The organism is Rickettsiella endosymbiont of Rhagonycha lignosa, assembly GCF_964031165.1.
Classification (GTDB): domain Bacteria; phylum Pseudomonadota; class Gammaproteobacteria; order Diplorickettsiales; family Diplorickettsiaceae; genus Aquirickettsiella.
The window spans coordinates 1,513,302-1,537,806 of record NZ_OZ035011.1; the positions used below are offsets into that span (position 1 = coordinate 1,513,302).

27 protein-coding genes and 1 other RNA gene are annotated in these 24,505 nt (G+C 35.5%); 10 read left to right on the plus strand and 18 right to left on the minus strand.

The window, feature by feature from the left end:
* Nucleotides 1–8: 8 nt before the first annotated feature.
* From AAHI99_RS06750 to AAHI99_RS06775, 6 genes are all read right to left on the minus strand, one after another.
* Nucleotides 9–638, minus strand: a complete 630-nt coding sequence (locus AAHI99_RS06750; RefSeq protein WP_342227503.1) for a YfgM family protein — start codon at nt 636–638, stop codon at nt 9–11.
* Nucleotides 631–1,917 (minus strand): histidine--tRNA ligase, encoded by a 1,287-nt coding sequence (gene hisS, locus AAHI99_RS06755; RefSeq protein ID WP_342227504.1) that lies wholly within the window; start codon nt 1,915–1,917, stop codon nt 631–633. Before hisS ends, AAHI99_RS06750 begins: the two co-directional genes overlap by 8 nt.
* A gap of 2 nt (nt 1,918–1,919) precedes the next feature.
* Nucleotides 1,920–2,717 (minus strand): type IV pilus biogenesis/stability protein PilW, encoded by a 798-nt coding sequence (gene pilW / locus AAHI99_RS06760; RefSeq protein ID WP_342227505.1) that lies wholly within the window; start codon nt 2,715–2,717, stop codon nt 1,920–1,922.
* A gap of 30 nt (nt 2,718–2,747) precedes the next feature.
* A complete protein-coding gene (gene rlmN / locus AAHI99_RS06765; RefSeq protein WP_342227506.1) occupies nt 2,748–3,860 on the minus strand; it encodes a 23S rRNA (adenine(2503)-C(2))-methyltransferase RlmN in 1,113 nt (370 codons plus the stop codon).
* Entirely contained in the window at nt 3,860–4,294 is a 435-nt protein-coding gene (ndk, locus tag AAHI99_RS06770) for a nucleoside-diphosphate kinase (RefSeq protein WP_342227507.1), read from the minus strand. Before ndk ends, rlmN begins: the two co-directional genes overlap by 1 nt.
* A gap of 326 nt (nt 4,295–4,620) precedes the next feature.
* The gene (locus AAHI99_RS06775; protein ID WP_342227508.1) at nt 4,621–5,421 is read right to left on the minus strand and encodes a glycerophosphodiester phosphodiesterase; all 801 of its coding nucleotides are present in this window, start codon (nt 5,419–5,421) and stop codon (nt 4,621–4,623) included.
* Nucleotides 5,422–5,562: 141 nt separating this feature from the next.
* Here AAHI99_RS06775 and AAHI99_RS06780 point away from each other — a divergent pair, with 141 nt between their 5' ends.
* Nucleotides 5,563–6,060 carry a hypothetical protein gene (locus AAHI99_RS06780; RefSeq protein ID WP_342227509.1) on the plus strand — a complete coding sequence of 166 codons (498 nt, stop codon included), beginning with the start codon at nt 5,563–5,565 and terminating at the stop codon, nt 6,058–6,060.
* A 132-nt stretch (nt 6,061–6,192) separates the two neighbouring features.
* On the opposite strand, the gene AAHI99_RS06785 is transcribed toward AAHI99_RS06780, so the two are convergent.
* Complete coding sequence (locus tag AAHI99_RS06785) at nt 6,193–6,861, minus strand: hypothetical protein (protein WP_342227510.1); 669 nt, start codon at nt 6,859–6,861, stop codon at nt 6,193–6,195.
* Between the two features lie 199 nt (nt 6,862–7,060).
* On the opposite strand from AAHI99_RS06785, the gene guaB reads away from it, so the two are divergent.
* The 3 genes from guaB to AAHI99_RS06800 all read left to right on the plus strand — a co-directional run bounded on the left by guaB (nt 7,061) and on the right by AAHI99_RS06800 (nt 11,461).
* Nucleotides 7,061–8,521: an IMP dehydrogenase gene (guaB, locus tag AAHI99_RS06790; protein WP_425288716.1), complete on the plus strand. Its 1,461-nt coding sequence runs from the start codon at nt 7,061–7,063 to the stop codon at nt 8,519–8,521.
* 90 nt (nt 8,522–8,611) lie between these two features.
* Nucleotides 8,612–10,183, plus strand: coding sequence for a glutamine-hydrolyzing GMP synthase (gene guaA, locus AAHI99_RS06795; protein ID WP_342227511.1), 1,572 nt, complete (start codon nt 8,612–8,614; stop codon nt 10,181–10,183).
* Between the two features lie 201 nt (nt 10,184–10,384).
* Nucleotides 10,385–11,461 carry an AI-2E family transporter gene (locus AAHI99_RS06800; protein WP_342227512.1) on the plus strand — a complete coding sequence of 359 codons (1,077 nt, stop codon included), beginning with the start codon at nt 10,385–10,387 and terminating at the stop codon, nt 11,459–11,461.
* 41 nt (nt 11,462–11,502) lie between these two features.
* On the opposite strand, the gene AAHI99_RS06805 is transcribed toward AAHI99_RS06800, so the two are convergent.
* The 4 genes from AAHI99_RS06805 to smpB form a co-directional block, all read right to left on the minus strand.
* The gene (locus tag AAHI99_RS06805) at nt 11,503–11,967 is read right to left on the minus strand and encodes a peroxiredoxin (RefSeq protein WP_342227513.1); all 465 of its coding nucleotides are present in this window, start codon (nt 11,965–11,967) and stop codon (nt 11,503–11,505) included.
* Nucleotides 11,968–12,000: 33 nt separating this feature from the next.
* Complete coding sequence (locus AAHI99_RS06810; RefSeq protein ID WP_342227514.1) at nt 12,001–12,516, minus strand: glycine cleavage system protein R; 516 nt, start codon at nt 12,514–12,516, stop codon at nt 12,001–12,003.
* A 194-nt stretch (nt 12,517–12,710) separates the two neighbouring features.
* Nucleotides 12,711–13,121, minus strand: a transfer-messenger RNA (tmRNA) gene (ssrA, locus tag AAHI99_RS06815).
* 84 nt (nt 13,122–13,205) lie between these two features.
* Entirely contained in the window at nt 13,206–13,682 is a 477-nt protein-coding gene (smpB, locus tag AAHI99_RS06820; protein WP_342227515.1) for an SsrA-binding protein SmpB, read from the minus strand.
* 80 nt (nt 13,683–13,762) lie between these two features.
* On the opposite strand from smpB, the gene AAHI99_RS06825 reads away from it, so the two are divergent.
* Entirely contained in the window at nt 13,763–14,227 is a 465-nt protein-coding gene (locus tag AAHI99_RS06825; protein WP_342227516.1) for a type II toxin-antitoxin system RatA family toxin, read from the plus strand.
* A 6-nt stretch (nt 14,228–14,233) separates the two neighbouring features.
* Nucleotides 14,234–14,521, plus strand: a complete 288-nt coding sequence (locus AAHI99_RS06830; RefSeq protein WP_342227517.1) for an RnfH family protein — start codon at nt 14,234–14,236, stop codon at nt 14,519–14,521.
* Nucleotides 14,522–14,564: 43 nt separating this feature from the next.
* Here the strand turns inward: AAHI99_RS06830 and AAHI99_RS06835 are convergent, their stop codons facing one another.
* Nucleotides 14,565–14,873: an outer membrane protein assembly factor BamE gene (locus tag AAHI99_RS06835; protein WP_342227518.1), complete on the minus strand. Its 309-nt coding sequence runs from the start codon at nt 14,871–14,873 to the stop codon at nt 14,565–14,567.
* 120 nt (nt 14,874–14,993) lie between these two features.
* Between AAHI99_RS06835 and fur the strand changes: the two genes are divergently transcribed.
* Nucleotides 14,994–15,428: a ferric iron uptake transcriptional regulator gene (gene fur / locus AAHI99_RS06840; RefSeq protein ID WP_342227519.1), complete on the plus strand. Its 435-nt coding sequence runs from the start codon at nt 14,994–14,996 to the stop codon at nt 15,426–15,428.
* A gap of 24 nt (nt 15,429–15,452) precedes the next feature.
* Here fur and pyk read toward each other — a convergent pair whose 3' ends face one another.
* The 3 genes from pyk to AAHI99_RS06855 form a co-directional block, all read right to left on the minus strand.
* Nucleotides 15,453–16,883 (minus strand): pyruvate kinase, encoded by a 1,431-nt coding sequence (pyk, locus tag AAHI99_RS06845; RefSeq protein WP_342227520.1) that lies wholly within the window; start codon nt 16,881–16,883, stop codon nt 15,453–15,455.
* Complete coding sequence (locus AAHI99_RS06850; RefSeq protein WP_342227521.1) at nt 16,883–18,067, minus strand: phosphoglycerate kinase; 1,185 nt, start codon at nt 18,065–18,067, stop codon at nt 16,883–16,885. Before AAHI99_RS06850 ends, pyk begins: the two co-directional genes overlap by 1 nt.
* Nucleotides 18,068–18,190: 123 nt before the next feature.
* Entirely contained in the window at nt 18,191–18,961 is a 771-nt protein-coding gene (locus AAHI99_RS06855) for a hypothetical protein (protein WP_342227522.1), read from the minus strand.
* A gap of 140 nt (nt 18,962–19,101) precedes the next feature.
* Here AAHI99_RS06855 and AAHI99_RS06860 point away from each other — a divergent pair, with 140 nt between their 5' ends.
* The 3 genes from AAHI99_RS06860 to AAHI99_RS06870 are packed head-to-tail and all read left to right on the plus strand — an operon-like array spanning nt 19,102 to nt 21,805.
* Nucleotides 19,102–19,896, plus strand: a complete 795-nt coding sequence (locus AAHI99_RS06860) for a uroporphyrinogen-III synthase (protein ID WP_342227523.1) — start codon at nt 19,102–19,104, stop codon at nt 19,894–19,896.
* On the plus strand, nt 19,869–20,918 hold the full coding sequence (locus AAHI99_RS06865; RefSeq protein ID WP_342227524.1) for a uroporphyrinogen-III C-methyltransferase: 1,050 nt from the start codon (nt 19,869–19,871) through the stop codon (nt 20,916–20,918). The genes AAHI99_RS06860 and AAHI99_RS06865 overlap by 28 nt, the downstream gene beginning before the upstream one ends.
* Nucleotides 20,918–21,805 (plus strand): heme biosynthesis protein HemY, encoded by an 888-nt coding sequence (locus tag AAHI99_RS06870; protein ID WP_342227525.1) that lies wholly within the window; start codon nt 20,918–20,920, stop codon nt 21,803–21,805. Before AAHI99_RS06865 ends, AAHI99_RS06870 begins: the two co-directional genes overlap by 1 nt.
* Nucleotides 21,806–21,867: 62 nt before the next feature.
* Here the strand turns inward: AAHI99_RS06870 and AAHI99_RS06875 are convergent, their stop codons facing one another.
* The 3 genes from AAHI99_RS06875 to pyrB are packed head-to-tail and all read right to left on the minus strand — an operon-like array spanning nt 21,868 to nt 24,426.
* On the minus strand, nt 21,868–23,025 hold the full coding sequence (locus AAHI99_RS06875) for a dihydroorotase (RefSeq protein WP_342227526.1): 1,158 nt from the start codon (nt 23,023–23,025) through the stop codon (nt 21,868–21,870).
* Complete coding sequence (gene pyrI, locus AAHI99_RS06880) at nt 23,022–23,480, minus strand: aspartate carbamoyltransferase regulatory subunit (protein WP_342227527.1); 459 nt, start codon at nt 23,478–23,480, stop codon at nt 23,022–23,024. Before pyrI ends, AAHI99_RS06875 begins: the two co-directional genes overlap by 4 nt.
* 22 nt (nt 23,481–23,502) lie before the next feature.
* The gene (gene pyrB / locus AAHI99_RS06885; protein ID WP_342227528.1) at nt 23,503–24,426 is read right to left on the minus strand and encodes an aspartate carbamoyltransferase; all 924 of its coding nucleotides are present in this window, start codon (nt 24,424–24,426) and stop codon (nt 23,503–23,505) included.
* Between the last annotated feature and the right edge of the window lie 79 nt (nt 24,427–24,505).

Genomic DNA, 24,505 nt, shown 5'->3' on the forward strand with positions numbered 1-24,505 from the left:
ATTTCTCATCAAGCGTAAGCCAAATTATTAATTTTCATTTCTAACAGAGGTTGCTCAATAATATTTCCAAAAGCTTGTTCAGAAGCTAAATAACTTTGCAGTGCTTCTTTGCGATGGCCTAAATTATTAAGAATGTCTCCCCTTTCCTCCAAAAAAATCGGAATATAAGCCTTATCTTCATTTTTAGATAGTAAATTCAACGCTTCTTTTGCTTGATTTTGATTTAATAAAATTCGCGCTAAACGTAACCGTGCGATAGATTGTAAAGCTTGATCATGACCATGATCAATAATCGAAACTAATCTATTCGCAGCCTCAATTAAATTATTTTCATTAACTGCTAATTTAGCTAATTGTAAAGCCGCTAAAGATGCATAAGGAGTATATGGATAATTCTTTAACAATCCATCTGCTAAACTATTGAGAATAGAAATTTTTTCACCCGTTGCTATTGATGCCACTAAACGTTCATACTGCATTGATGCTAGAAGTAAATTATTTTCTTTTTCTTGACGCCAATAATTCCAGCCCCAACTAATAAAAACAGCAAAAATAATACCAATTAAAATTCCGACACCATATTCACGGCACCATTTTTTTAAATTTTCAGCTTGTTCTATTGCGATTAATTCATTCATGTATTAAACATTCCTGCAGTTTTTTTAACGTCTGATCTTGGGAGACGATTTCTTGTGGACTTTTTTCTCTTAAGTTTTTAATAATGAAAGTGTTAGACTTTACTTCATCATCCCCTAAAATTAAAGCAAAACGCGCCCCACTTTTATCTGCACGTTTAAATTGAGATTTAATCCCATCTCCGCTCACATCAAGCATCAAAGTAACAGCAGGCAACTTTGCTCGTAAATGTTCTGCAAAAATTAAAGCTTTTTGAATAGCAATATCATTTATTGCAATAAAATAAATATCCGGAACAGAGATGGATGTTGCAGAATTTAATTTAGGTAATAAATTAATCAAACGTTCTAAGCCTATGGCAAAACCTACTGCCGGTGTGGCATGTCCACCTAGATGTTCTACTAGTTTATCGTATCGACCTCCTGCACAAACTGTATTTTGAGCAGCTTGCTGTTCATTTGTCAAAATCCATTCAAAAACTGTTTTATTGTAATAATCTAAGCCTCTGACCAAACGAGGATTAATGGTAAAATTAATATGTGTATTCGTAAGTATTTCTTGTAAAGTACAAAAATCTTGTCGAGAATCAGAATCAAGGTAATCAAGTAACTTAGGTGCTTTTTCAATGAGTTCCTGCATCTTAGGGTTTTTACTATCCAAAATACGTAATGGATTGGTTTGTAATCGCCGCTGAGAGTCCTCATCTAAATATTTTAGATGTTGAGTAAAATAATTAACTAAGCTTTCTTTATGTGACTTACGTGAAATTGAAGACCCCAATGAATTAATTTGCAAACTTAATTGATGTTTTAAACCTAATTCATCCCAAAGACGTGCTGTCATCAAAATTAATTCGGCATCAATATAAGGACGACCTATACCAAACACTTCCATGCCAAATTGATGGAACTGTCTATAGCGGCCTTTCTGAGGTCGTTCATGCCGAAACATGGGGCCTAAATACCACCAACGTTGAATTTGATTGTAAAGTAAACCTTGTTCTATACCAGCTCGAACACAACCCGCAGTTCCTTCAGGTCTTAGAGATAAACTTTCGCCATTACGATCAATGAAAGTGTACATCTCCTTTTCAACAATATCAGTTACATCGCCAATACAACGTTTGAACAACTCAGTTTTTTCTAGAATGGGAAAACGAACTTCTTGGTATCCATATTGCTTAGCAAGTTTACGCAAACTATTTTCAACTTTCTGCCATGTAAAGATTTCCAACGGCAGAATATCATTCATGCCACGAATCGCTTGTATTTTTTCTATCATAATTAATAATATAGTTGTTTACTTTTATGTTTGGTTTTTAATTTAGGTGTATGAATTAATGCTTTATAGGCGTCAGAGTTTGGGAATCTTGTTTGTAACATTAAGGTATAACTACCTGCAGCTGTTTGATTTCCTAAATTTCTGGCTAAAACAGCGCCCAACCATAAAGCATTAGCTGTAGGCTCTTTAACAAGCTGCATATAATGATCTAAATATTGCTGAGCTTGTGGATAGTTTTTGGCTTGATAATTTATTCTTCCTAATTCCAACCAAGAGATCGCCCGTTTTGGGTCCTGAGTAATTGATTGTGTAAAATACCCTAAGGCTTTTTCAGTATCAGGTATCTGCATAGCGCATAAACCTGCATTTTCATAGACTTGAGCCGTATTAAGATAATTAGGGTCTTGTAATGCCAATAAAAAGTGTTGATCCGCTTCCGCGTAACGACCACGACGACACAAAAAAGTACCATAATTATTTTGTGCAGCACCGGATTTTGGATTAAGTGTTATCGCTCGACGATAATAGGCATCTGCAGAAGACAAACTTCCTGTACTTTCTAGGAAATAACCCATAGCCCCTTTTGCCTGCAAGGATCCAGGTGATTGTTGTTCAGCGAGCAATAATTTTTGATGTGCACGTTGTACATCACCATTTTCTAAATAAGCTAAACCTAGCTGAACATTTACATCGGATGCTTGCAAACCGGATACTTGTGTTTTAGATTTGGAAAAAACACTACAAGCTGTAAGCGTTACTATTAAAATAATGATAATGAATTGCTTTAATATCGAAATCATTTACTCTCCCATTTTTAAATTCCATCAAATTCATGCAGATGATTCAATTAAAATAGGAATTACTTTTTGACGTTCTCTGCTACGGTAACTTTTATCTTGAACGCGTCCTACTAATTGACCACAAGCTGCATCAATATCTTCACCTCTGGTTTTTCGCGTTATTGCATTAAATCCAGCTCTCATTAAAATATTTTTAAAATTTTCAATTGTTGCAAGAGAAGAACGACGATAAACCGTATCAGGAAAAGGATTGAAGGGAATTAAATTTACTTTAACAGGAATGCCTTCTAAAATTTTTATTAATTGCCGCGCATGTTCAGGTTGATCATTAATTCCTTCTAGCATGACATATTCCATAGTAATACGTCTTCTATTATCCCCTTTAAAATAATTTCGACATACTTCTAATAATTCAGCAAGAGGATATTTTTTATTGATAGGAACTAAAAGGTCCCTTAGTTCGTCATTAGGTGCATGTAAAGATACCGCAAGAGCTACTTCACTTATTTCAGATAATCGTCGCAATGCAGGAACTATACCTGAAGTACTTAAAGTAACACGGCGTTTAGAAAAACCATAGGCAAAGTCATCCATCATTAAATTCATTGCTTTAACAACATTATCAAAATTTAATAAAGGTTCTCCCATGCCCATCATCACAATATTACTGACAGTATGGTCATGCCGTAAAGATCCGTCTGACAAACTCCGCACTGCTAACCATACTTGTCCAATAATTTCTGCTACGGTTAAATTACGACTAAATCCCTGTTGCGCGGTTGAACAAAAACTACAATTCAATGCACAGCCTACTTGTGATGAAACGCACAAAGTGCCTCTACTTACTTCAGGGATAAAAACAGTTTCAATACAATTACCATCACTCAGTCGCAACAACCATTTTCGAGTGCCATCATCAGACTGTTTTTCAAAAACTATTTCTGGTAAATTGATTTGTGCTAATGATCTAAGTTTTGAACGCAATGATTTACTTAAATCACTCATCATATCGATATCCTTACCCTTTTGATGAATCCATTTTAAAACCTGCTGCGCTCGATAAGGTTTTTCTCCTAATTCTTGAAAAAATAGCTCCATCCCATCACGATCAAAATCGAGTAAATTCTTTAGGGGTACGTTCATTATTTAGAACCTTCACCAAAACATTGATCTGGCATGAAAAAAAAAGCAATTTCTTGTTTAGCTGTCTCAATACTATCAGATCCATGAACTGCATTTTGACCAACAGTTTCTGCAAAATCTGCACGAATTGTACCTGGGAGTGCTTGTTGTGGGTCAGTAGCTCCCATCAGTTCACGATTTTTTAGAATCGCATTAACTCCCTCTAAAACCTGTATCATCACTGGCCCTGAACACATAAACTCAACCAATTCATTAAAAAAAGACCTATCTTTATGGATTTCATAAAATTTTTCAGCTTGATCTTGCTTCAGCCTCTCCATTCTGGCTGCAATAACTTTTAATCCTGAATTTTCAAATCTTTTAGTAATCTCGCCAATACGATTTTTTCTTACCGCATCAGGCTTAATAATAGAAAGGGTCTTTTGAATTGTCATAAATACCTCTTACTTTTGTTCTAACTAATTATTTATTTTTAAGAAAAAATAAGTTTACTCGCAGCAATTGGGTTTTTGGGTTGACCACGCTATGAAGCAATCTGCCTGTATAATATACATAAGAATTGCGAGTTGAGCGGGCAGCACAGACAAAAATTCAACTGCGAAGAGTGTATTATACAGACTTAATAGCCCGGTACTATAGGTTTAATAGACTATATCCTCTGCGGGATGTTTCTGAGATCTTAAGGGGTTTTATAAGAATTAGTTTTCTTAAAAGCCCCTGTTGTTAATGCATTGAAAAATGTCTACAAAATTTTAGAATTTCATCTATTAACTGACCCCTGCTCAGCCTTTTGAAGCAAGTTCAGCATTCTATCCGGGAAATCCGTTAATATACCATCTACCTCTAAAGCCAGTAGTCTTTCCATTTCTTCTACTTCATTAACCGTCCAAACATCCACCCGTATATTTTTTTTATGCGCCGCTTTTACAAAATGTGCAGTTATCATCTCATAAGGGACTTCTAAGGCAGTAGCAGATAATAAAAAAGGCCGCGTTAAAAATAGTTTGCTCAATTTAGAAAAGCGATCCAACTCAGCTTGTGTACCTGCGGTAGCAATGTTATGACAAAGCCTGCGCACTACTTTCATAGTCCGTGAGTTAAAAGCAGATACTAATACCTGTTTAGTTTTTTTATGCTGATTTATAAGCTCCCTTAATGCTGCTACAATAGGTGGATCATTTTGTTTTATCTCTATATTGATAACTTGCTTTGGAAAAGCAGCAAAAATTTCATTTAAACTTGGAATTTTTATTCCTTGATCCCGAAAAGGAAATGTATGACCTTCATCACTAGTCCAACGATACCCTGCGTCTAATTTTTTCAATTCAGCTAATGTGAGATCTTGTACTAATCCTTTAGCGTTCGTTGTACGATCGACTGATTCATCATGGATAGCAACTAAAACCCCATCCCGAGTCATATGAATATCAATCTCACTTAAATCTGCTCCTAGTTTTGCAGCCTCCTGCAATGCAAATAAAGTATTTTCAGGCCATAACCCCGCTCCTCCACGATGAGCAATAACAAGCGGTTTTGCATTAACCTGATAATGTGGAAACATACAAATCCCATAATACTTAGTATAAATATATCTTTGTTTGATAAAAAAATATGATAAAATATTCCTCATTTATAGCATGTAAAGCCTTAAAATACTAACTCAAAGCTTACTTGTATCCTTGTCCAATGAGGTCTTTTTTCCATGAAGGAATGCCATTATACTCCTATATCCACGGAGTCTACACGATCTACCTTTTTCGACTATATTACTAATATTAACATCCCTCCGATAGATTATTTTGCTGTAGGTATAGAGAATCATGCCCAAAAAAAACTCACTTCTCTTATTTCCAGATTAGAATGGCAAATTTATTTCGATAAAAACCAAATAACCAATAACGATCCTTTAATTCAAGCTAAAAAATTATCTCAAAGAAATATTATCCCTTTTTCAGAAATAGACTATATTGATTCGCTAGGAAAAGAAGTCATGAGACAACGTTCATTACATGGTATGAAAAATGGTTTAATGCTTACACATAAACAACATCATCTAAACTATATGATTGTATTAGCTACCGGACTTTCGAAATTTAATCATTTTAGCTTTCTCACTAAATACTATACACAAATTACTAGACTTAAAAATGACCTAACTAAGATCATTGAGAGAGAAAGTAACTATGCCCTTCGCACTTGATTTTATCTGTGTTTGCTTAGCTTGCAATATATATATAATACAAGAATCCTGTCGATCTTTTTTATGGCATTTTGTCAAAATTCGCTGTATGAATAGATTTTGAGCTGAAAAATGTTATTTTCATCCATTCAACTATTCGTCTTTTCTTCGGATCCAGATAACCGCTGCAGCGGATTCTATATCCGCATCAAAAATAATAGGCTCTGCCGTTCTTCCAAGCGGATTCAAACATGCAAGATTAAACCGCCCTAACGAATCTTTAAAAAGTCTCCGGAAATATTGCCCACCATCCTTCAAATAAATGATACAGTCCTTATTGATGATGGAATCAAATTCCTTGCAGGGTCTAAGCCTCCCACCCACATAATCTCCAGCTCGATAATGGGGGCTCATTTCATCATTAGAAACTATCATGACTACTGCATTAGCGTATCGATCTCGAAATTCCTGAGCATCTCGCATCATAGCAATCTCATCATCTGCATCGATAGGTAAGTTAATAATTTCGTTAGGCATTGCAAAATAATGACCTAATGAAAGCCTAACCGTAGGATCTAACCCTTTGCCATCTGCTATCCAAGCTTCATCAACTATTAAACCTTCATTTTTATAGACAGCTAAGCAGCGTTTAATACCATTTTTAGAAATTTTGACCATGCTATTTTCCCAAGATTTCAAAGTAATTTCTGGCAATTTATATTTCTTTTCTATGTACGCCCGAGTCAACCGCAAAATTGAGCGTAAATATTTAAGTCTTGTGCCGGGAGTATCTAAATTACGTTGAAGTAATGCCTTGGACATAATAGTCAGTCTCCTTGTAAGAGATATTTATTAAACTTAAAAAAATTATTTTAACTCAAGTAGTTAACTAAAAATAGATAATAAATGCTAGCCTACCCAGGACCAAATATGGTTTTTTATTTTTCGGCCACTAGACTTCAGGGGGGGCTATAAGGTACCTTCTACGCAATTTTATTTAGTTTTATTATTTATTTGTATTATGAAAACGATTCAAGAAGGGTTAACGTTTGACGATATACTATTGCTCCCAAATCATTCAGTGGTTTTACCTAAAGATGTATCACTTGAAACACAATTAACTTCTAAAATTAATTTAAAAATCCCTTTGATTTCAGCTGCCATGGATACCGTCACGGAAGCAAAGCTTGCAATAGCACTTGCTCAAGAAGGTGGCTTAGGCATTATTCACAAAAATATGACTATAGAAGCCCAAACCCAACAAATTAGAAAAGTAAAAAACTTTGAAAATGGAATGGTAAGAAATCCTATCACTGTTGCCCCAGAAACAACTTTAAGAGAATTACTTAAACTAATGGCAACTTACTCAATTTCAGGGATACCCGTTATCGAAAAGGATCGGTTAGTCGGTATAGTCACACATAGAGATATACGGTTCGAAGCAAGCTTAGATCAACCCGCATCTCAGGTAATGACACCTAAAGAAAGACTCATCACGGCTAAAGAACAAGCTACCTCAGAAGAAATAATAGATTTACTGCATCGCCATCGTTTAGAAAAAATCTTAATTGTCGACAATCAATTTCGATGCCGTGGCTTAATGACAGCAAAAGATTTGCAAAAAACTAAAGAAAAACCTTTCGCAACTAAGGATCAACGCGGACAATTATGCGTAGGTGCGGCGGTAGGTATAGGTGCTAGTGCTAAGAAACGCGCAATATCTTTGATTGAAACTGGTGTGGATATACTCTGTGTTGATACCGCACATGGTCATGCGCAAAGCGTTATCGATATGATCAAGTGGTTAAAAGATGAATACCCAGATGTTTCTCTCATAGCAGGAAATATCGCTACTGCTGAAGCAGCACAGGCCTTAGCTACAGCAGGCGCAGATGCTATAAAAGTGGGGGTGGGGCCTGGGTCAATTTGTACAACTCGAATTGTGACGGGTGTCGGCGTTCCTCAAATTACAGCTATCATGAATGTTTCTGCTGCTCTAAAGGGCAAACCTGTAACTATTATCGCTGATGGTGGAATTCGTTATTCAGGAGATCTTTGTAAAGCATTGGCAGCTGGTGCACATGCAGTCATGATTGGCAGCTTGTTTGCAGGCACTGAAGAGGCGCCTGGAGAAATAGAACTTTATCAAAGTCAACCTTACAAAGCGTATCGTGGCATGGGCTCCTTAGGGGCCATGCAGCAAGGATCATCCGATCGTTATTTTCAAGATACTTTGGAGTCAAACAAACTCGTTCCTGAAGGTATAGAAGGAAGAATACCCTATAAAGGCCCTTTGCAAACAGTCATTCACCATTTGTTAGGTGGAGTTAGAGCGGGTATGGGCTATACAGGAAGTGTTGATCTTGCTGATCTCCATAAAAAAGCACAATTTATAAAACTAACAGCTGCTGGCATAAGAGAAAGTCATGTTCATAATGTGGCAATTACCAAAGAAGCTCCTAATTATTACCGAGAAGATTAAATATTTCTTTAAACCAATTCTCAAAATAATTCTTAGCATTTTTTATGAAAACTAAAATTAAATCTCGAATAAAAACGGAGTGTACTTAAGATGACTATTCCTAAAGAACGCATACTAATTCTCGATTTTGGCTCACAATATACCCCCCTAATTGCTCGACGCATCCGTGAATTACACATTTATTGCGAAATTTACCCTTATGATATCCCCGAGTCAGAAATTTTAGCCTTTGCTCCTAAAGGGATTATCCTATCCGGCGGTCCTGAAACAGTTACTTTAGATACAACCCCGCGCGCACCAAAAATAGTATTTACCTTAGGCTGTCCAGTTTTAGGTATTTGTTATGGTATGCAAACCATGGCTGAGCAACTTGGTGGGAAAGTCGTTTCCTGTGCAAACCGAGAATTCGGATATGCTCCTGCTTTAGTAGCGACAGAAACTGAACTATTAACCCATATTCAAGATAACCCAAAAAAAGAAAAAGATGCATTGTTGGATGTTTGGATGAGTCATGGTGATCATGTTGAACGACTTCCCCAAGGTTTTGTTGTTATATTAAATACTCCGAACACCCCTATTGCTGGAATGGCTGACACGGCGCGTAATTTTTATGGTTTGCAGTTTCACCCAGAAGTGACTCATACCCGTCAAGGAAAAAAAATATTGGCTCGCTTTGTAGAAAAAATTTGCCAGTGTCAACCGAGTTGGACAGCACCTAAAATTTTAGAACATGAGATTGCTGAAATAAAAGAGAGAGTAGGGAAGGAAAAAGTTTTACTAGCACTTTCAGGTGGTGTTGATTCTACTGTATTAGCTGCATTATTACATAAAGCTATTGGTAAACAATTATTATGTGTCTTTGTTAATACCGGTTTACTACGTATTACTGATAAAGACTCTGCGATACAAGCTTTAGCTGACGACATGGGTATCTCTGTTGTAAAAATAGATGCCTCTGAACGTTTTATAAATGTCTTAAAAGGAATTACCGACCCCGAAGAAAAGCGTAAAACCATAGGTAATTTATTTGTTGAAATATTCGAAACTGAAGCCAGCAAATATCCAGATATTGCTTGGTTAGCGCAAGGAACTATCTATTCTGATGTCATTGAATCTGCTGGCACCAGCACTCAAAAGGCTCATGCTATTAAATCTCATCACAATGTAGGTGGACTTCCAGATACGCTTAAACTTAAGTTATTGGAGCCCTTACGTGAATTATTTAAGGATGAAGTATGTGAACTGGGCTTAGAATTAGGTTTGCCATCAGAGCTCATTTATAAACATCCTTTTCCGGGCCCTGGATTAGCTATACGCGTTTTAGGGGAAGTTAATCAAAAAAATATTAACCTTGTCCGTAAAGCCGATCTTATTTTACAAGAAGAGTTACGTGAGCAAAATTATTATAACAAAATAAGCCAAGCATTCTGTGTTTTTTTACCGATAAACTCTGTGGGAGTTATTGGAGACGCTCGTCAATATGCTCCAATTATTGCGATCCGCGCTATAGAAACCATAGATTTTATGACAGCTCGCTGGGCACATCTGCCTTATCATTTACTTGAGACTGTATCAAATCGAATTATTAATGAAGTGCCTGGTATTTCTCGAGTAGTTTATGATATTTCGGGTAAACCTCCTGCGACAATAGAATGGGAATGAAGCAATCTTTTCTTGAAATTCAAAAGCTGGTAAAAAGCAACGGTATACTGATCGCTCCAATTTTTTGGGAATACCACAAAAAGAATTGAATATTGGACAGCAATATAGTCAAAATTTAAGCGCGAAAAGTATATTTTTGACTTTAACTCATCTGTTCAATAGACTTCATACTCATACTTCATAGAAGTAACGATTTAACCTATGCTGCAACTTGTTAAAAATTGGTTTTCCCGATATTTTCTCGATCCAGAATTGGCTATTTTATGGCTATTTCTATTATTCATTATCATTGTTTTTGCTTCTTTAGGTAAAATTTTAGCTCCAGTGTTTGTCAGTGTCGTCATGGCCTATTTACTACAATGGCCAATTAGCTCCTTAGAAAAGTTGCATTTGCCTCGAATTGCTGCAGTTTTAGGAGTGTATATTAGTTTTGTAGGTTTAGTTATCTTGGCGATTGTGGGTTTGTTACCATTATTATTTCGCCAATTAAGTAACTTAATTAGTGAACTACCTGTCATGGCTGCAAAAGGTCAAGCACTACTATTGTACCTCCCTACTCGTTACCCAGGCTATACATCTGCTAGTCAAATTCAAGAGTGGATCACTCAGTTTAAGAGTGGATTAACTCATACTGGACAAGGAATATTATCTGCATCATTAGGTTACATTCCTAATGTTATCGCCTTTGCCATTTATTTTGTATTGGTCCCTTTGTTAGTGTATTTTTTCTTACTCGATGAAAAAAAAATAATCAACTGGCTAACTCAATATTTACCTGAAAAGCGTCGATTAATTTCTCAAGTCTGGACAGAAGTACTTACCCAAACAGGTAATTATGTAAGAGGGAAAGCTTTAGAAATGCTGATAGTATGGATAGTTACTTATCTTTCATTTGCCATACTTGGTCTTCAATACGCTATATTACTCAGCGTATTAGTTGGAATTTCAGTGATTATCCCTTATATAGGCGCAGTTATGGTAACTATTCCTGTCCTTATTATCGGATTTCTAGAATGGGGATGGACAGCACATTTTGCATATCTGGTTGCAGTTTACACGTTAATTATCACATTGGATGCTAATGTCTTAGTTCCCTTTTTATTTTCTGAAGCTGTTGATCTACATCCAATAACTATCATTATCGCTGTGCTCGTATTTGGTGGTTTGCTAGGATTTTGGGGAGTATTTTTTGCTATACCTCTTGCTAGCGTAGTAAAAGCTATTTTAAATGCTATTTCTTACAAAAAAGTTCCTGCACATAAAAATAAATTATGTTAAATCAATATACTCGTCGAAAATTCAAATGCGAAGAATATACTTTAACTTAATTCACCGACTGCTTGTAAAACTTCTTCTACATGACCAGGCACTTTGACCCTCCTCCATTCATGACGCAAAACACCTAATTTATCAATCAAAAAAGTACTTCGTTCTACTCCGAACGTTTTCTTACCGTACACAGTTTTTTCTTTTAGCACATGATACAACTGACATACTTTTCCATCAACATCAGATAATAACTCAAAAGGAAATTGCTGATCTGACTTAAATTTTTCATGAAGTTTCAAGCTATCGCGCGAGATTCCTAAAATCGTTGCGTTTAGAGAAGCAAATTTTTTAAAATTTTCTGCAAAATCTTTTCCTTCCTGCGTACATCCCGGCGTACAATCTTTAGGATAGAAATACAAAATAATATTTTTACCTATTGAATCCTTTAAACTTATTATTTTACCGTTAGTGGCGGGTAAACTAAAATCAGGTGCAGATTTGTTTATAGCTAACATATCGACTAATACTATTTAAATTAAAAAATATATCTAATTTTTTTGAGGCTCCATGGCTACATCAAAATTGTTTTCATCACAAAAAACAATAAAGTGTTCACGGAAGTCCGCTACTAAATGATGTGCAGGAAAACCAAACGACAAAGATATACCGAGCATTGCTGCTTCTGTTATCGGGGCTTTATATGATTCTATATGAAGGTTGTAAAGTGTTACTTCCTGTTCAGATAAAAATTGGGTTATTTTCGCTAAAACATCTGGTATATCAGGAGCCACAATGTAAGAAGAATAAGGAAAACTATCAGGTTGTGCACCTCGAAACTGGGTACGTGCAACTAAAACCTGACCCTCATATTTTTTTATGAGTGTCTCAAATTTAGCGATGGTATTCCAGGCTCCCCCAATCAACAAGGTCATTGTGACATGGGTTGCAGTGGTATTTACACGCGCATCAACAATATGGCAACCACTATGAGCAACCAACCTAAATACTTGATCAGTAAGCTGATTTTCATTAAGGCCTAGGACAACAACAACCAGGTTTTCCATAAAAATTAATCATGTTTTTCTAACGAGCGGGTAGTCTATTCTTTTTTAAGGAGGTTGTCACTAGGGACGAGATAGACCAATAGCTGTAGCTGTGCTTTAAACCATGTAAGAATTTGGGAAGGACTTTGATCCAAATCATTATACCTTTTAGTTTATACCCAATGGTTCAAATTATTAAGAACCATTTTTTAATTTGGTGGAGGCGGTGGGAATCGAACCCACGTCCGCAAGTCCGCTGCCTTTGGTACTACATGTTTAGTACAATCTTTAAATTTAATCGATCCATCTCCGATTGACAGGGGGTTGACCGACGATTCTGTTTGGTTTTAGTAGCTTTCGCCTCAGAAGGGGCTAGACTACGAGCTTGTCAGTTATGACCACTACCTCCACATACAAGCCTATGAAGTTCATGGCGCCGGCTGCTGTTTAGGCAGACCCAACGTTACAAAATTAACTACCTATTAGGCAGCAATAGCAACGTCTTTTTTAGCGTTATAGTTAGCATCGTTTGCAACTATAGATTTACAACATGATTAACGAGGCAAAGTTGCATCCTCGACATGCACCTCAGGGTTTGTAACCGGCGTCGAAGCCAGGTCGCCCCCAAGCATTGATTATACCTCATTTATACAAAGCTTTCTGTTAAGCCTTAAAAAATAAGGCAAAAAACTTAAATGTAAGTAATATCCTTACCTCGACAAACGTCCTAAACGCATTTTTTCGCGTTGCCAATCTTTTTCCTTGATGCTAGCCCGCTTATCATGCTCCTGCTTACCTTTTGCTAAACCCACTTCTAGCTTAACCCGATTTTTTTTCCAATAAAGCTTTAATGCGATAAGCGTATAACCTTTACGCATAATGCTTCCGGCAAATTTACTTAGCTCTCGTTCATTAAGCAGAAGCTTACGCGTACGAGTCGGATCAGGATGACTATGATGCATAGATATTGTAGCAAGAGGAGTAATATGACAACCTAAAAGCCATGCCTCACCATTTTTTAGTACTACGTAGCTTTCCGTCAGTTGAGCTCGACCACTACGAAGACTTTTGACCTCCCATCCCTGCAAAACTAAGCCAGCTTCGATAGATTGTTCAATAAAATAATCATGGCGAGCGCGTCTATTTAGTGCAATTGTTGTGTCTGGCAATGCTTTCTTAGAATTCATGGGATATACTCAAACATATTAGCAATCATAGGCTCCAAGCATAGCAAACATAGTAACGATAGTCGCCCTGAACCTTAATTATGCCATTTATTCAACATTCTTTAGAAGTGCCTTACAATGTGTCTGAGATGTATAAGCTCGTCAACCACATCGAAAAATATAGTGAATTTCTTCCTTGGTGTACCGAAAGCCAAATCATTAGTCAGGATGAAGATAGTATACAAGCCCGTCTTACATTGACTGGCGGAGGGCTTTCGAAAAACTTCACCACATCAAACAGGTTACAAAAAAACAAATTGATTGAAATTAGTCTAATCGATGGCCCTTTTAAACATCTAGAAGGGTATTGGTCTTTTGAAACAAGCCCCCGAGGTTCTAGGATCAATTTAAACTTGGAATTTGAATTTTCTACCCGTTTGTTAGCACTGGCTTTTTCTCCTATTTTTGAAAAAGTAGCTAATACATTAGTACAAGCTTTTTCTGAGCGTGCTAAGCAGGTTTATGGGAATCGTAAATTTGAAAACAACATTTATCAAGATAATTAAATAGTCATGTCATTTTTTCAAGTTGAAGTGGTATTTGCCGATAGTCGGAAACAAAAACTTATAAAAATTTCTGTCTCTGATGATACTTGTATCTCTGCAATCATAGAACTTTCTGGTATTTTGTTAGATTTTCCCAACATCGATCTAAGTAAAAATAAGGTTGGGATTTTCGGAAAATTATGCAATCTGCAGACTAAAGTCAAAGCAGGAGATAGAATAGAAATATATCAACCACTTATAATAGATCCTAAAAAAATTAGGATAAATCGTGCCAAAAAACAAAAAACGACTTAACAGTTTTTTAAACTTTTTTATTATAGCGAAATAAAATCCGCTATTAATTAAGTGCTGATTTTTCAATATTTTGTAAACGTCCGTTGGAAAAAATAAGCGTAACGCGTCTTTGAATAGGCTCTCCATGACCTGGTTGAAGAAAATAAATATAATCTTGACGATCCGATTGAAAAGGAGACTGTAATACGCAACTACCCAATAGATAACGAACTTGCTCCTTAGTCATACCGAGTTCTAACTGGTCTATGGTAGACTGCTGCAGTATATTGCCTTGCTGGATATCCGGTCGATAGACAATATTACAACCAGAAATCAGTAATGTTAAAAATAAACTTATAAGCAACTTTTTCATAAATAAAAATAAACTCGTAATCTTAATTTCTACAAATGCTTAAAAACAACAAGAAAAAATTTAATTAATCTAAAATCATCCCATACGAATTCATTAACCGAGGAGTTTAGAGATAATCTAATGGATAATCAACAACTACGCCAAGCAGGTTTAAAAGTAACAGCCCCTAGATTAAAAATACTTGAGTTACTTGAACAAGCTAAAACACGTCATTTAAGTGCCGAAGATATCTATAAAACCTTATTAGAGTCCGGTGAAGATATAGGTTTAGCCACAGTCTATCGAGTATTAACTCAATTTGAAAGTGCAGGTTTAGTTAAGCGTCAAAACTTTGAAGATTCTTATTCGGTGTTTGAATTGAACCAGGGGCCCCATCATGATCATTTAGTCTGTATCAAATGCGGAAAAGTTGACGAATTTGTTGATAAAATCATCGAACAACGCCAAAAGATTGTTGCAAAACAGGCTAATTATCAAATGACCGACCATAGTCTAATTATTTATGGGGTTTGTAATAAATGTTTTAAAAAGCAAAAGCTTAAATTAAATAAATAATTTGGATAAAATAAAAGAACCGAGCTAGTCTACTTCTAAAATCTTGAGCGTATTGGTACCACCAGTTGTCTTTAACAAATCTCCATAGGTAATTAAAACTTTTTCCCCTTTTTGTAAAAACCCATGTTTCTTTAATTCTTTAATTGCTAACTGACCAATATTTTCTTTATGCATTTTATCAATATTAAAATATAAGGGATAAACGCCACGATACAATGCTAATCGGCGTGATGTTTTTAAACTATGTGCTAAACCGTAGATAGGAATTCCGGAACGAATCCGAGACATCCACAAAGGTGTCGCTCCTGATTCAGTTAAGGCGATAATAGCCTTAATATCATAATGATTGGCAGTGTACATAGCCGCCATCGCTATGGCTTCATCAGCGCGATAAAATTGGCATTCGACGCGATGCCGAGATACACGTGTCATAGCTTGCTTTTCCGCTCCTAAACAAATACGTGCCATAGCCATCACCACTAAAGCAGGATGATCTCCTGTAGCAGTTTCTGCAGATAACATAACGGCATCCGTACCATCTAGTACAGCATTGGCGACATCAAAAACTTCTGCTCGGGTAGGAATAGCATTATGAATCATTGATTCCATCATCTGCGTTGCCGTTATCACTGCTTTATCTAAAGACCGCGCCCGTTGTATGATATGTTTTTGCACAGCAGGTAATTCAGCATCACCAATTTCAACTCCTAAATCACCACGAGCCACCATCACTGCATCGGAAGCACGAATAATTTCATCAATAACAGGAATAGCATCACTACGTTCTATTTTTGCAATCAATCCTGCATGACCCTTTGCTTTCTTTAATAAATTTCGAGCTAGATTCATATCGGCTGCGCTGCGCGGGAAAGAAATTGCAATATAATCAGCATTTAATTTTACTGCTATTTTTAAATCTTTTTTATCCTTATCTGTCAATGCTACAGCAGAAAGCCCTCCGCCTTTTCGATTAATACCCTTATTATTAGATAGTTCTCCACCTACTTCTACAAGACAAAATATTTTATTTTTCTGTATTTTTTTGACTTTCAATACTAAACGTCCATCATCAAGCAACAACAGATCGCCACGATTAACATCTTGTGGTAACTGTTTATAATCAATACCTACTGACGATTCATCGCCAGCTTCCTTGTCTAAATCAGCATCTAAAATAAACAAATCATCTTTTTTTAAAAAGATAGAACCCGTTTTAAAACGCGCAATACGAATTTTTGGTCCCTGTAAATCCGCCATAATGGCGATTTCTCGACCCGCAGCTTTTGCACATTCGCGAACATAATTAGCTCGTTTAATATGATCTTCTGCTTTACCGTGTGAAAAATTTAAGCGCACTACATCTAAGCCTGCTGCTATCATTGCTTGTAAAACACCTGCTTTATCGGTTGATGGACCTAACGTAGCCACAATCTTGGTTCGTTTAAATCGTTTCATTACTGTCTTTCCCCTGTGCGTTCTTGTAATATCGCTAAAATAGGTAAAGTGTTTCCTTGTATAAACTCAAGAAAAGCCCCTCCACCCGTTGATATATAAGTAATTTTATCAGCAATAGCATATTTTTCGATGGCAGCCAAAGTATCCCCACCTCCTGCGATGGAAAAAGCTGGACTATTGGCAATAGCATAACTCAAAGCACGCGTCCCTTGTTCAAATGGGGCCAATTCAAAAACACCAAGGGGGCCATTCCATAAAATACTCGCTGCTCGACGTACAACCTCGGTATAATTTATAATTGATTCAGGTCCAACATCTAAAATCATTTCATTCTTTTTTATTTCAGTTACCTTTTTAACAGTGGTTTTAGCGTTAGCAGAAATTTCTGTTGCTACAATAACATCTGTTGGTAGCACAATCTCTACTTGTAGCTGCTTTGATACTTCTAAAAGTTTTTTTGCTTTATTTACCAGATCAATCTCAAATAAAGATCGACCTACAGAATATCCTTGTGCCACTAAAAAGGTATTGGCTATTCCTCCACCAAGCATTAATGAATTCACTTTATTAAGTAAAGACGACAATAATGTTAATTTCGTAGAAACCTTTGCACCGCCGACAATAGCTAATAAGGGTCTAGCTGGGGTTTCCAATGCTTTACTTAGTGCTTTTAATTCTGACATTAATAATAAACCTGCACAAACCTGCGGCGAAAATTGTGCAACTCCCACGGTAGATGCTTCGCTGCGATGGGCTGTAGCAAATGCATCCATGACAAAAATATCAGCCAATTTTGCAATTTTTTTAGCTAAAATAGGATCGTTTTTCTTCTCGCCTGTTTGAAATCTAACATTTTCACACAACACGACTTCGCCGGGTGAAATTTTAAATCGATTCAACCAATCAGTGATGAATCTTACTGGATGACCTAATAACTCTTGTAATCGTGCCGCGATCGGAGCTAAAGAAAGCTCGTGAGTAACAAATCCTTCCTTGGGTCTATCTAAATGGGAAAGCAAAATAACTGCAGCGCCTTTCTTTAAAGCATATTGAATGGTTGGTAACGCGGCTTTAATCCGCGCATCACTGGTAATCTTACCTTTATCTAAAGGCACATTAAAATCTTCTCGAATGAGAACACGTTGATTCTGTAAGTCTATGTCTTCTAAACTAGTTAAAACCATAAAAATTGCTTTTATAAAAACATTAGTCTAACTGAAAAATTTAAACGGAATAATTTTTTAAAGCCATATTAAGATATAACACTAATGATTGTTAATTTTTTTGACTATATGTAAGATTTTATCTCACAATCCGCGCGAAGATGGTGAAAAGTTGCTTTTCATAGATCTTTCTATTTCATCTTCTTCATCTCTATTACAAAAACGCGCCGGGATATTTGGAAGAGGAGTAGCATGGTTTCGTAAATATTTATACGCATCATCTATATCAGCTAGAATATCATTAGTCTTAACTGAATCAACATCAGCAATGGTTTTAGCGTTAATACGCGCATCTATCCTTGAATCTGTAAGCCGACTTTGAAAGTCTTTTTTGGATTCACCATCCGCCCATGGTTGCATTTTCAACAACACATAACTCTTCTGTAGCATGGCTTCATGTTCTATAGGATTTTTTGCAGTCATTTCATGGAGCACAGCCTGAAGTTCTGCAACTTGTTCACCCCTGCTCTCTATCTCTTTTGAATTATTTTTATTTATTTTTAACTTTCTATCCAGATTATCTTGTTCAGTTTTCCGTCGATTTAAATACTCTAAAGTAATTGATTTAATCTCATTTATTTTAGATAGATTGAGCAAGTTACTTTCTTTGGCAAAATCAAGAGTCTTAAAAGATGAAATTAATTTGTTTTTAACAGCAATTTCTTCTTTATCATCGGTTTTTTTCTGAACAATTAGCAAAGCAAGATAGATAAACAGTTTTTTTACTTGATTAAAAACACTAGGAGGTTCAAACCTTATCTTTTCCAACTCATTTTTGAGGTATCTAAAATAACCATCCGGCTGATAGTCTCTAGTCAAACTAGGTTCTAATACAGGTTTTAATATTTTAGCCATACGACTTCTCTTTTTTATATACCTAGTCTTCATGTTAACACTATCAATAATTGTTTCCAAGCTAGCCAACTAAGCGCCATAACAGAAAATGTCTTAAAACCCATATTGCGTCAGATTAGAATTAAGGCTATTTTGTGGTCATGACAGCTTTACAAGGTTTACGCGTCCTCATTACTCGCCCTGCTTTTCAAGCAAAAGATCTAGCAGCTCAAACTCAATATAATGGCGGGGTAGTGGTATATTTTCCAACGCTGGAAATTATCGCTACCAAGAATATAAAAAAAGTCTTATTAGGCATAAAAAAGCTTAAAGAATATGATTTTGTTATCTTTATTAGCCCTAACTCGGTTTTCAATACTGCGGAATCTATTCATAGTATTTGTCTTTTTTGGCCTGGAAATACTAAAACCATCGCCACAGGACCTGGGACCGCATCAGCTTTAAAACAATGTGGCCTGCCGAGTGATCACTGTCCAGAAAAGGATTTTAACGGCACTGGTCTATTAAACCTTGCAGCGCTACAAGACATAAAACAAAAAAAAATTTTAATCATCAAAGGCGAAGGGGGTCGCTCCTATTTAGCCAAGGGTTTAAAAGCTCGAGGTGCTCTGATAGATAGCCTAAACGTTTATAAGCGACAACTGCCAAAAATTGATAAAATTGATATTCCGAATCAAGAATCAATTGACGTCATTATTTGTACTAGTCACAGCGGACTAAAAAATCTAGTTAGCTTATTGCATCCTTACTGGCAAGATATTTTATTAAAAAAACAATTGCTCGTTATTAGTTCTCGACTTGCTGATAGTGCAAAGAAACTAGGTTTTGTCAAACCTCCCTTAATATCGGATAATGCAACAAATACAGCTATCTTACAAACTCTGTTTTCCTGGCGGGAGCAATCACTATGGAATCACAGCCCACACCCAATTTAGAAGAAACCGAAATAAAGATCAAAAAAAACAAGCCTTTACGTTCTAAAAGCTGTTTTATAGCTTGGTGTGCAATTGGATTCTTACTCATCACTTGGATAAGTTTATTTTTAAGCTTAAGTTTTTTTTGGTTAAAAAACAGAGAGCGAGAGAACGGATATCATAATGTACTATCTGCTCTACAAAATCAGATCGCGCAAAGTCAAACTGACGACAAAAATCGTCAACAACAAATCTCACAATTACAAAATTTTATAGAACAAAAATTTTCCGCTAGCGATAATGCTATTTTGCTCGCAAACGTTAATCAACTGATTCAACTAGCCCAGTATAATCTTATTTATTTTCATGATACTGACAATGCTTTGTCTGCATTGATGTTAGCCAATAAACAATTAGGAACAATAATAAGCCCAGATATTCGATTAGAAAATCTTCAGCACTTATTAACTCAATATTTAACTAACTTAAAAGCCTTACCTCATATTGAACTAGCGACTAGTTTAGCGCAGATACAGACTCTAAAAATGCAAATTACGCAATTGCCTTTATTGCCAACATCTGATTCTTCTACCTCAAATCCTGATGTTTCTGCGAATAATCTCTCAGGAAATAAATGGATACGTATGCTTCAAAATAATCTAAACAGCTTTCGACAGCTAATTATTATTCGACATTTAAATAAACCTATAGAGCCCTTATTACCAGAAACAGAACAGCAATATTTGCAACATAACCTGCTTTTATTATTGCAACAAACTCAGTGGGCATTAATACATCATGAACCAACTGTTTATCAATCTAGTTTGCAACAAATTCAAGAAAATATTAAGAATCATTTTGCATCTAGCTCGCCCAACACACAAGCAGTTCTGCAAAGTATTAATCAATTAAAACAAATCGATTTACAAAATCCTACTCTCGATTTAAATCCATTACTCGAGGCAATTTCAGTTATAAAAAAAACACCTAGCTACCCCAACGCTACTCCTGTTATTTCCTCTAGTCAAAAGGAATCCTCTTGATGTATCGGTTTTTTATATTTTTATTAGTTCTTGCCGTTTCAGTTTGGATTGGCGTTAAAATAACCGCCGACCCAGGTTATATACTAATTACTTGGCATCAACTTGCTTTAGAAATGCCATTATGGTTAGGTATCTTAATTTTAATCATTAGCTTTATTTTAATTTACAATTTAATTCGGTTCTTTAATTATTTATTCATGCTTCCAAAACAATGGCGTCAGAATTTAGACAAAAAACGTTTACAAAAAAATACTGCGCTAAATGATCAACGTCTGTTTTCTTCTATCTATCAAAAGCCACAAAACTGGCATAATATTTTAGAAATTTTACCTCAATTAGAAAGTAAAACCTGGATATCTAAAGCGCAAATTCAACAAATACAGCAAGAAAGTTGTGAAAATTTGTTAAGTAAAGAAAAATATACATATAATTTATCAACGCTTGAGGACATATGGAACAATTTACCATCTAAATTAAAAAAAGATCCTTTACTGCTAAATTATTACGTTGAAGGCCTTATCAGACACCACGAAGACCCAAAAGCTGAATTATTAATAGTAAAACAGTTAAAAAAACAATGGTTTGGCCCACTTGTTGCAACCTATAGCCTTATTAAAAGTTCAAACTCTGCGCGTCAGTTAACAATAGCAGAGCAATGGCTAAAAAAACATCCTGATGACCCCTACCTTTTATTAAGTTTAGGTCGGCTTTGTAAACAGAGAAAATTATGGGGTAAGGCACGAGATTATTTAGAAAAGAGTTTAATCTACGATTCTTCTAACTTAGAAACATATCTAGAATTAGGTGAGTTATCTGAAAATCTTGAAGAACCATTGCAGGCTTTAGTTTGGTTTAAAAAGGGATTAATTAAAAAATTTACTTCTTAAAAAAGAAGCCTGTAAGAATTAAAAAGAACAAACACCAAGCAAAAACTATTGTGAAGTTTTAATTATAGTTTGTATAAATCATAGACATGTCCTTTTAACACTGTAGTAACAGGCCAGCCCCTCAAAAAACGTCCCGCAAAGGGTGACCATTGGCATTTAGTACAGAGATGCATGTCTTCAACTTTCTTTGCTAAAGATAAATCCACTAACACATAATCGTCTGGACAATCGGCTAAATTAAATATTTTTTTTGCACGTCGAGATGTTAAATCCATTATATTATCCAAAGAAAGCAGATTTTGATGATAGGCTTCAAATAATAATGGCAATGTAGTTTCTATACCTGGAACACCTGATGGACAATCCCCATAAGCTTTAGCTTTTTCTTCTAAGGTATGTGGAGCATGATCAGAACCTATCGTATCAATAATACCGGATTTTATTGCAGAAAATAATGCCATTTGATGCTCAGGAGATCGCAAAGGGGGATTCATTACCGCCTTTCCTTTTAAGTTTTGATAATCTGAACTATTCAAAAATAAATGATGCGGAGTCGTTTCTGCAAAAACTGGAAGTCCTTCCTCTTTTGCTTGAGCAATTAAATCAATTTCTTGACGGGTACTAACATGCAAAATATATAATCGCGTTCCATACAAACGAACGAGATGAATTGCTTTTTTAACGGCTAGTATTGCTGCTGATTCATCACGAATTTTAGAATGTATTGAATATGGCTGAGGTCCTTCAAATTTTTTTGCATTTTCTTTTAATCGGTGTTCATCTTCTGCATGAACTGCAACTAACATATTTTCTTCGGCTGCTATCTTAAAAATAGCATGCAAGCTTTCATCGTCATCAATAACTAACCCCCCTGTACTACATCCCATAAACACTTTAATACCAATAACTTGGTCTTTTATTTTTTTTATTTCATTCAAATGATGTTTATCAGCACCAAAATATAAATAATAACGAAGAGGAATTCCTACTTCTCTTAACTGTTTATCAATAAGTGCTTTTTTTTCTACTAAAGCAATTTCTGTAACGGTGGGAGGAATAGTATTAGGCATATCAAAAACGGTAGTATAGCCCCCTTTGATGCTAGCCTTAGCTGCTGTTTTCCAATCTTCTTTGTATTCCAACCCTGGCGTTCGAAAATGAACATGGGGATCAATTAATCCAGGCAGCTTTAATAATTGTTTGTTTATAAGTTCCATCATAAACAAATTTCTTCTAATTGGTCGCGTTCAAATTGTTTTTCACAATAAAAACAACGTAATTTCACCTGCTGTGGTGACCCTTCGAGTTTAAAATAGCCTTTAGATTCGATATGATTGATACAATTTAAATTTGGACACACTAATACATTGCGTATAGTCTTAGGTAGTTCGCAATTAATTTTTTCACTAACCTTAAAATTTACAATTTTGCTAATCGTAGCACCAGGAGCAAAGATTGCAACATGATCAATTTCCTGTGGAGTAAGCAATCGATTTTCAATTTTAATTAAATCTTTTAGTTTCAAAGATGTACTACGCAAATTTAAACCTAAAGTAACACGTTGTTTACTATTAACCACATGCAATAAACGCATAATTTTAAGTGATTGGCCTGCGGGAATATGATCGATGACGATTCCATTATCAATCGCAGAAACGGAACGGGTTTTAATCATGGGTTTTATCCAAAAAAATCGTCTAAAGCGATATTTTATCAAGTAGTAACGTTAAAACAGCTTGTCTGATATAAATTGCGTTGACAACTTGTTTAAAATATAAAGCATAAGAAGTTTCATCAATGGTTTTATCAATTTCACGACCTCGAGGCAAAGGGTGTAAGATATTCAAATTAGTTTTAACCTTTTTTAATTTATCACGCGTCAGAATATATTGATTTTCAAATAGTTGATGTTCGGATTGGTTAAATCTTTCCTGTTGTAGTCTAGTCATATATAAAATATCTACTTTCGAGATCACTTCGTCTAAATTTGCATGAAAAGAAAATCGAATACCTTTATGTTTTAATTCATCACATATTATTTCTGGCAGCGCTAACAATGAAGGTGAAACCAAAAAAAGCCTCATGTTAAATAAAGCGCAAAGTTGCACTAAAGAATGCACCGCACGCCCATATTTTAAATCACCTACAAGCGCTATAGATAATTCTTCCAAGTTTTCTTGTGCTTCTTGGATAGTAAATAAATCAGACAGAGCTTGAGTAGGATGTTGATTTGCTCCATCTCCAGCATTAATAATAGGCTTATCGGAAAATTCTGCAGCTAAACGTGCTGACCCTTCGAGTGGATGACGAATTATAATAAGATCAGCATAACAAGAAATCGTCTTGATTGTGTCTTGTAAATCTTCCCCTTTTTTAATAGATATATTTTCACTACCAGAAAAACCTATGACTTGCCCTCCCAAACGTAAAGTGGCTGTTTCAAAGGATAAACGGGTACGTGTTGAAGGTTCAAAAAAACAGTGCGCAACAATTTTATCAAGCAAATATTTTTTAGCTAAATTTTTCTTAAATTTTTTAGCAAGATTTAATATAGTATTTACTTGAATTAAAGAAAGATCACGAACTGATATAATATCTTTTTGACCCAAAACTTTTGACATAATTCACTCAAATTTAGTTAACTATAAATATTTTCATACTCTAGCAAATAAGGACTACGAGTTACACGGCAAACAGACA

Bases quoted from the DNA above. Each gene is read 5' to 3' on its own strand.
- AAHI99_RS06750 (WP_342227503.1), bottom strand. From the start codon at position 638: ATGAATGAATTAATCGCAATAGAACAAGCTGAAAATTTAAAAAAATGG.
- hisS (WP_342227504.1), bottom strand. From the start codon at position 1,917: ATGATAGAAAAAATACAAGCGATTCGTGGCATGAATGATATTCTGCCG.
- pilW (WP_342227505.1), bottom strand. From the start codon at position 2,717: ATGATTTCGATATTAAAGCAATTCATTATCATTATTTTAATAGTAACG.
- rlmN (WP_342227506.1), bottom strand. From the start codon at position 3,860: ATGAACGTACCCCTAAAGAATTTACTCGATTTTGATCGTGATGGGATG.
- ndk (WP_342227507.1), bottom strand. From the start codon at position 4,294: ATGACAATTCAAAAGACCCTTTCTATTATTAAGCCTGATGCGGTAAGA.
- AAHI99_RS06775 (WP_342227508.1), bottom strand. From the start codon at position 5,421: ATGTTTCCACATTATCAGGTTAATGCAAAACCGCTTGTTATTGCTCAT.
- AAHI99_RS06780 (WP_342227509.1), top strand. From the start codon at position 5,563: ATGAAGGAATGCCATTATACTCCTATATCCACGGAGTCTACACGATCT.
- AAHI99_RS06785 (WP_342227510.1), bottom strand. From the start codon at position 6,861: ATGTCCAAGGCATTACTTCAACGTAATTTAGATACTCCCGGCACAAGA.
- guaB (WP_425288716.1), top strand. From the start codon at position 7,061: ATGAAAACGATTCAAGAAGGGTTAACGTTTGACGATATACTATTGCTC.
- guaA (WP_342227511.1), top strand. From the start codon at position 8,612: ATGACTATTCCTAAAGAACGCATACTAATTCTCGATTTTGGCTCACAA.
- AAHI99_RS06800 (WP_342227512.1), top strand. From the start codon at position 10,385: ATGCTGCAACTTGTTAAAAATTGGTTTTCCCGATATTTTCTCGATCCA.
- AAHI99_RS06805 (WP_342227513.1), bottom strand. From the start codon at position 11,967: ATGTTAGCTATAAACAAATCTGCACCTGATTTTAGTTTACCCGCCACT.
- AAHI99_RS06810 (WP_342227514.1), bottom strand. From the start codon at position 12,516: ATGGAAAACCTGGTTGTTGTTGTCCTAGGCCTTAATGAAAATCAGCTT.
- smpB (WP_342227515.1), bottom strand. From the start codon at position 13,682: ATGAATTCTAAGAAAGCATTGCCAGACACAACAATTGCACTAAATAGA.
- AAHI99_RS06825 (WP_342227516.1), top strand. From the start codon at position 13,763: ATGCCATTTATTCAACATTCTTTAGAAGTGCCTTACAATGTGTCTGAG.
- AAHI99_RS06830 (WP_342227517.1), top strand. From the start codon at position 14,234: ATGTCATTTTTTCAAGTTGAAGTGGTATTTGCCGATAGTCGGAAACAA.
- AAHI99_RS06835 (WP_342227518.1), bottom strand. From the start codon at position 14,873: ATGAAAAAGTTGCTTATAAGTTTATTTTTAACATTACTGATTTCTGGT.
- fur (WP_342227519.1), top strand. From the start codon at position 14,994: ATGGATAATCAACAACTACGCCAAGCAGGTTTAAAAGTAACAGCCCCT.
- pyk (WP_342227520.1), bottom strand. From the start codon at position 16,883: ATGAAACGATTTAAACGAACCAAGATTGTGGCTACGTTAGGTCCATCA.
- AAHI99_RS06850 (WP_342227521.1), bottom strand. From the start codon at position 18,067: ATGGTTTTAACTAGTTTAGAAGACATAGACTTACAGAATCAACGTGTT.
- AAHI99_RS06855 (WP_342227522.1), bottom strand. From the start codon at position 18,961: ATGGCTAAAATATTAAAACCTGTATTAGAACCTAGTTTGACTAGAGAC.
- AAHI99_RS06860 (WP_342227523.1), top strand. From the start codon at position 19,102: ATGACAGCTTTACAAGGTTTACGCGTCCTCATTACTCGCCCTGCTTTT.
- AAHI99_RS06865 (WP_342227524.1), top strand. From the start codon at position 19,869: ATGGAATCACAGCCCACACCCAATTTAGAAGAAACCGAAATAAAGATC.
- AAHI99_RS06870 (WP_342227525.1), top strand. From the start codon at position 20,918: ATGTATCGGTTTTTTATATTTTTATTAGTTCTTGCCGTTTCAGTTTGG.
- AAHI99_RS06875 (WP_342227526.1), bottom strand. From the start codon at position 23,025: ATGATGGAACTTATAAACAAACAATTATTAAAGCTGCCTGGATTAATT.
- pyrI (WP_342227527.1), bottom strand. From the start codon at position 23,480: ATGATTAAAACCCGTTCCGTTTCTGCGATTGATAATGGAATCGTCATC.
- pyrB (WP_342227528.1), bottom strand. From the start codon at position 24,426: ATGTCAAAAGTTTTGGGTCAAAAAGATATTATATCAGTTCGTGATCTT.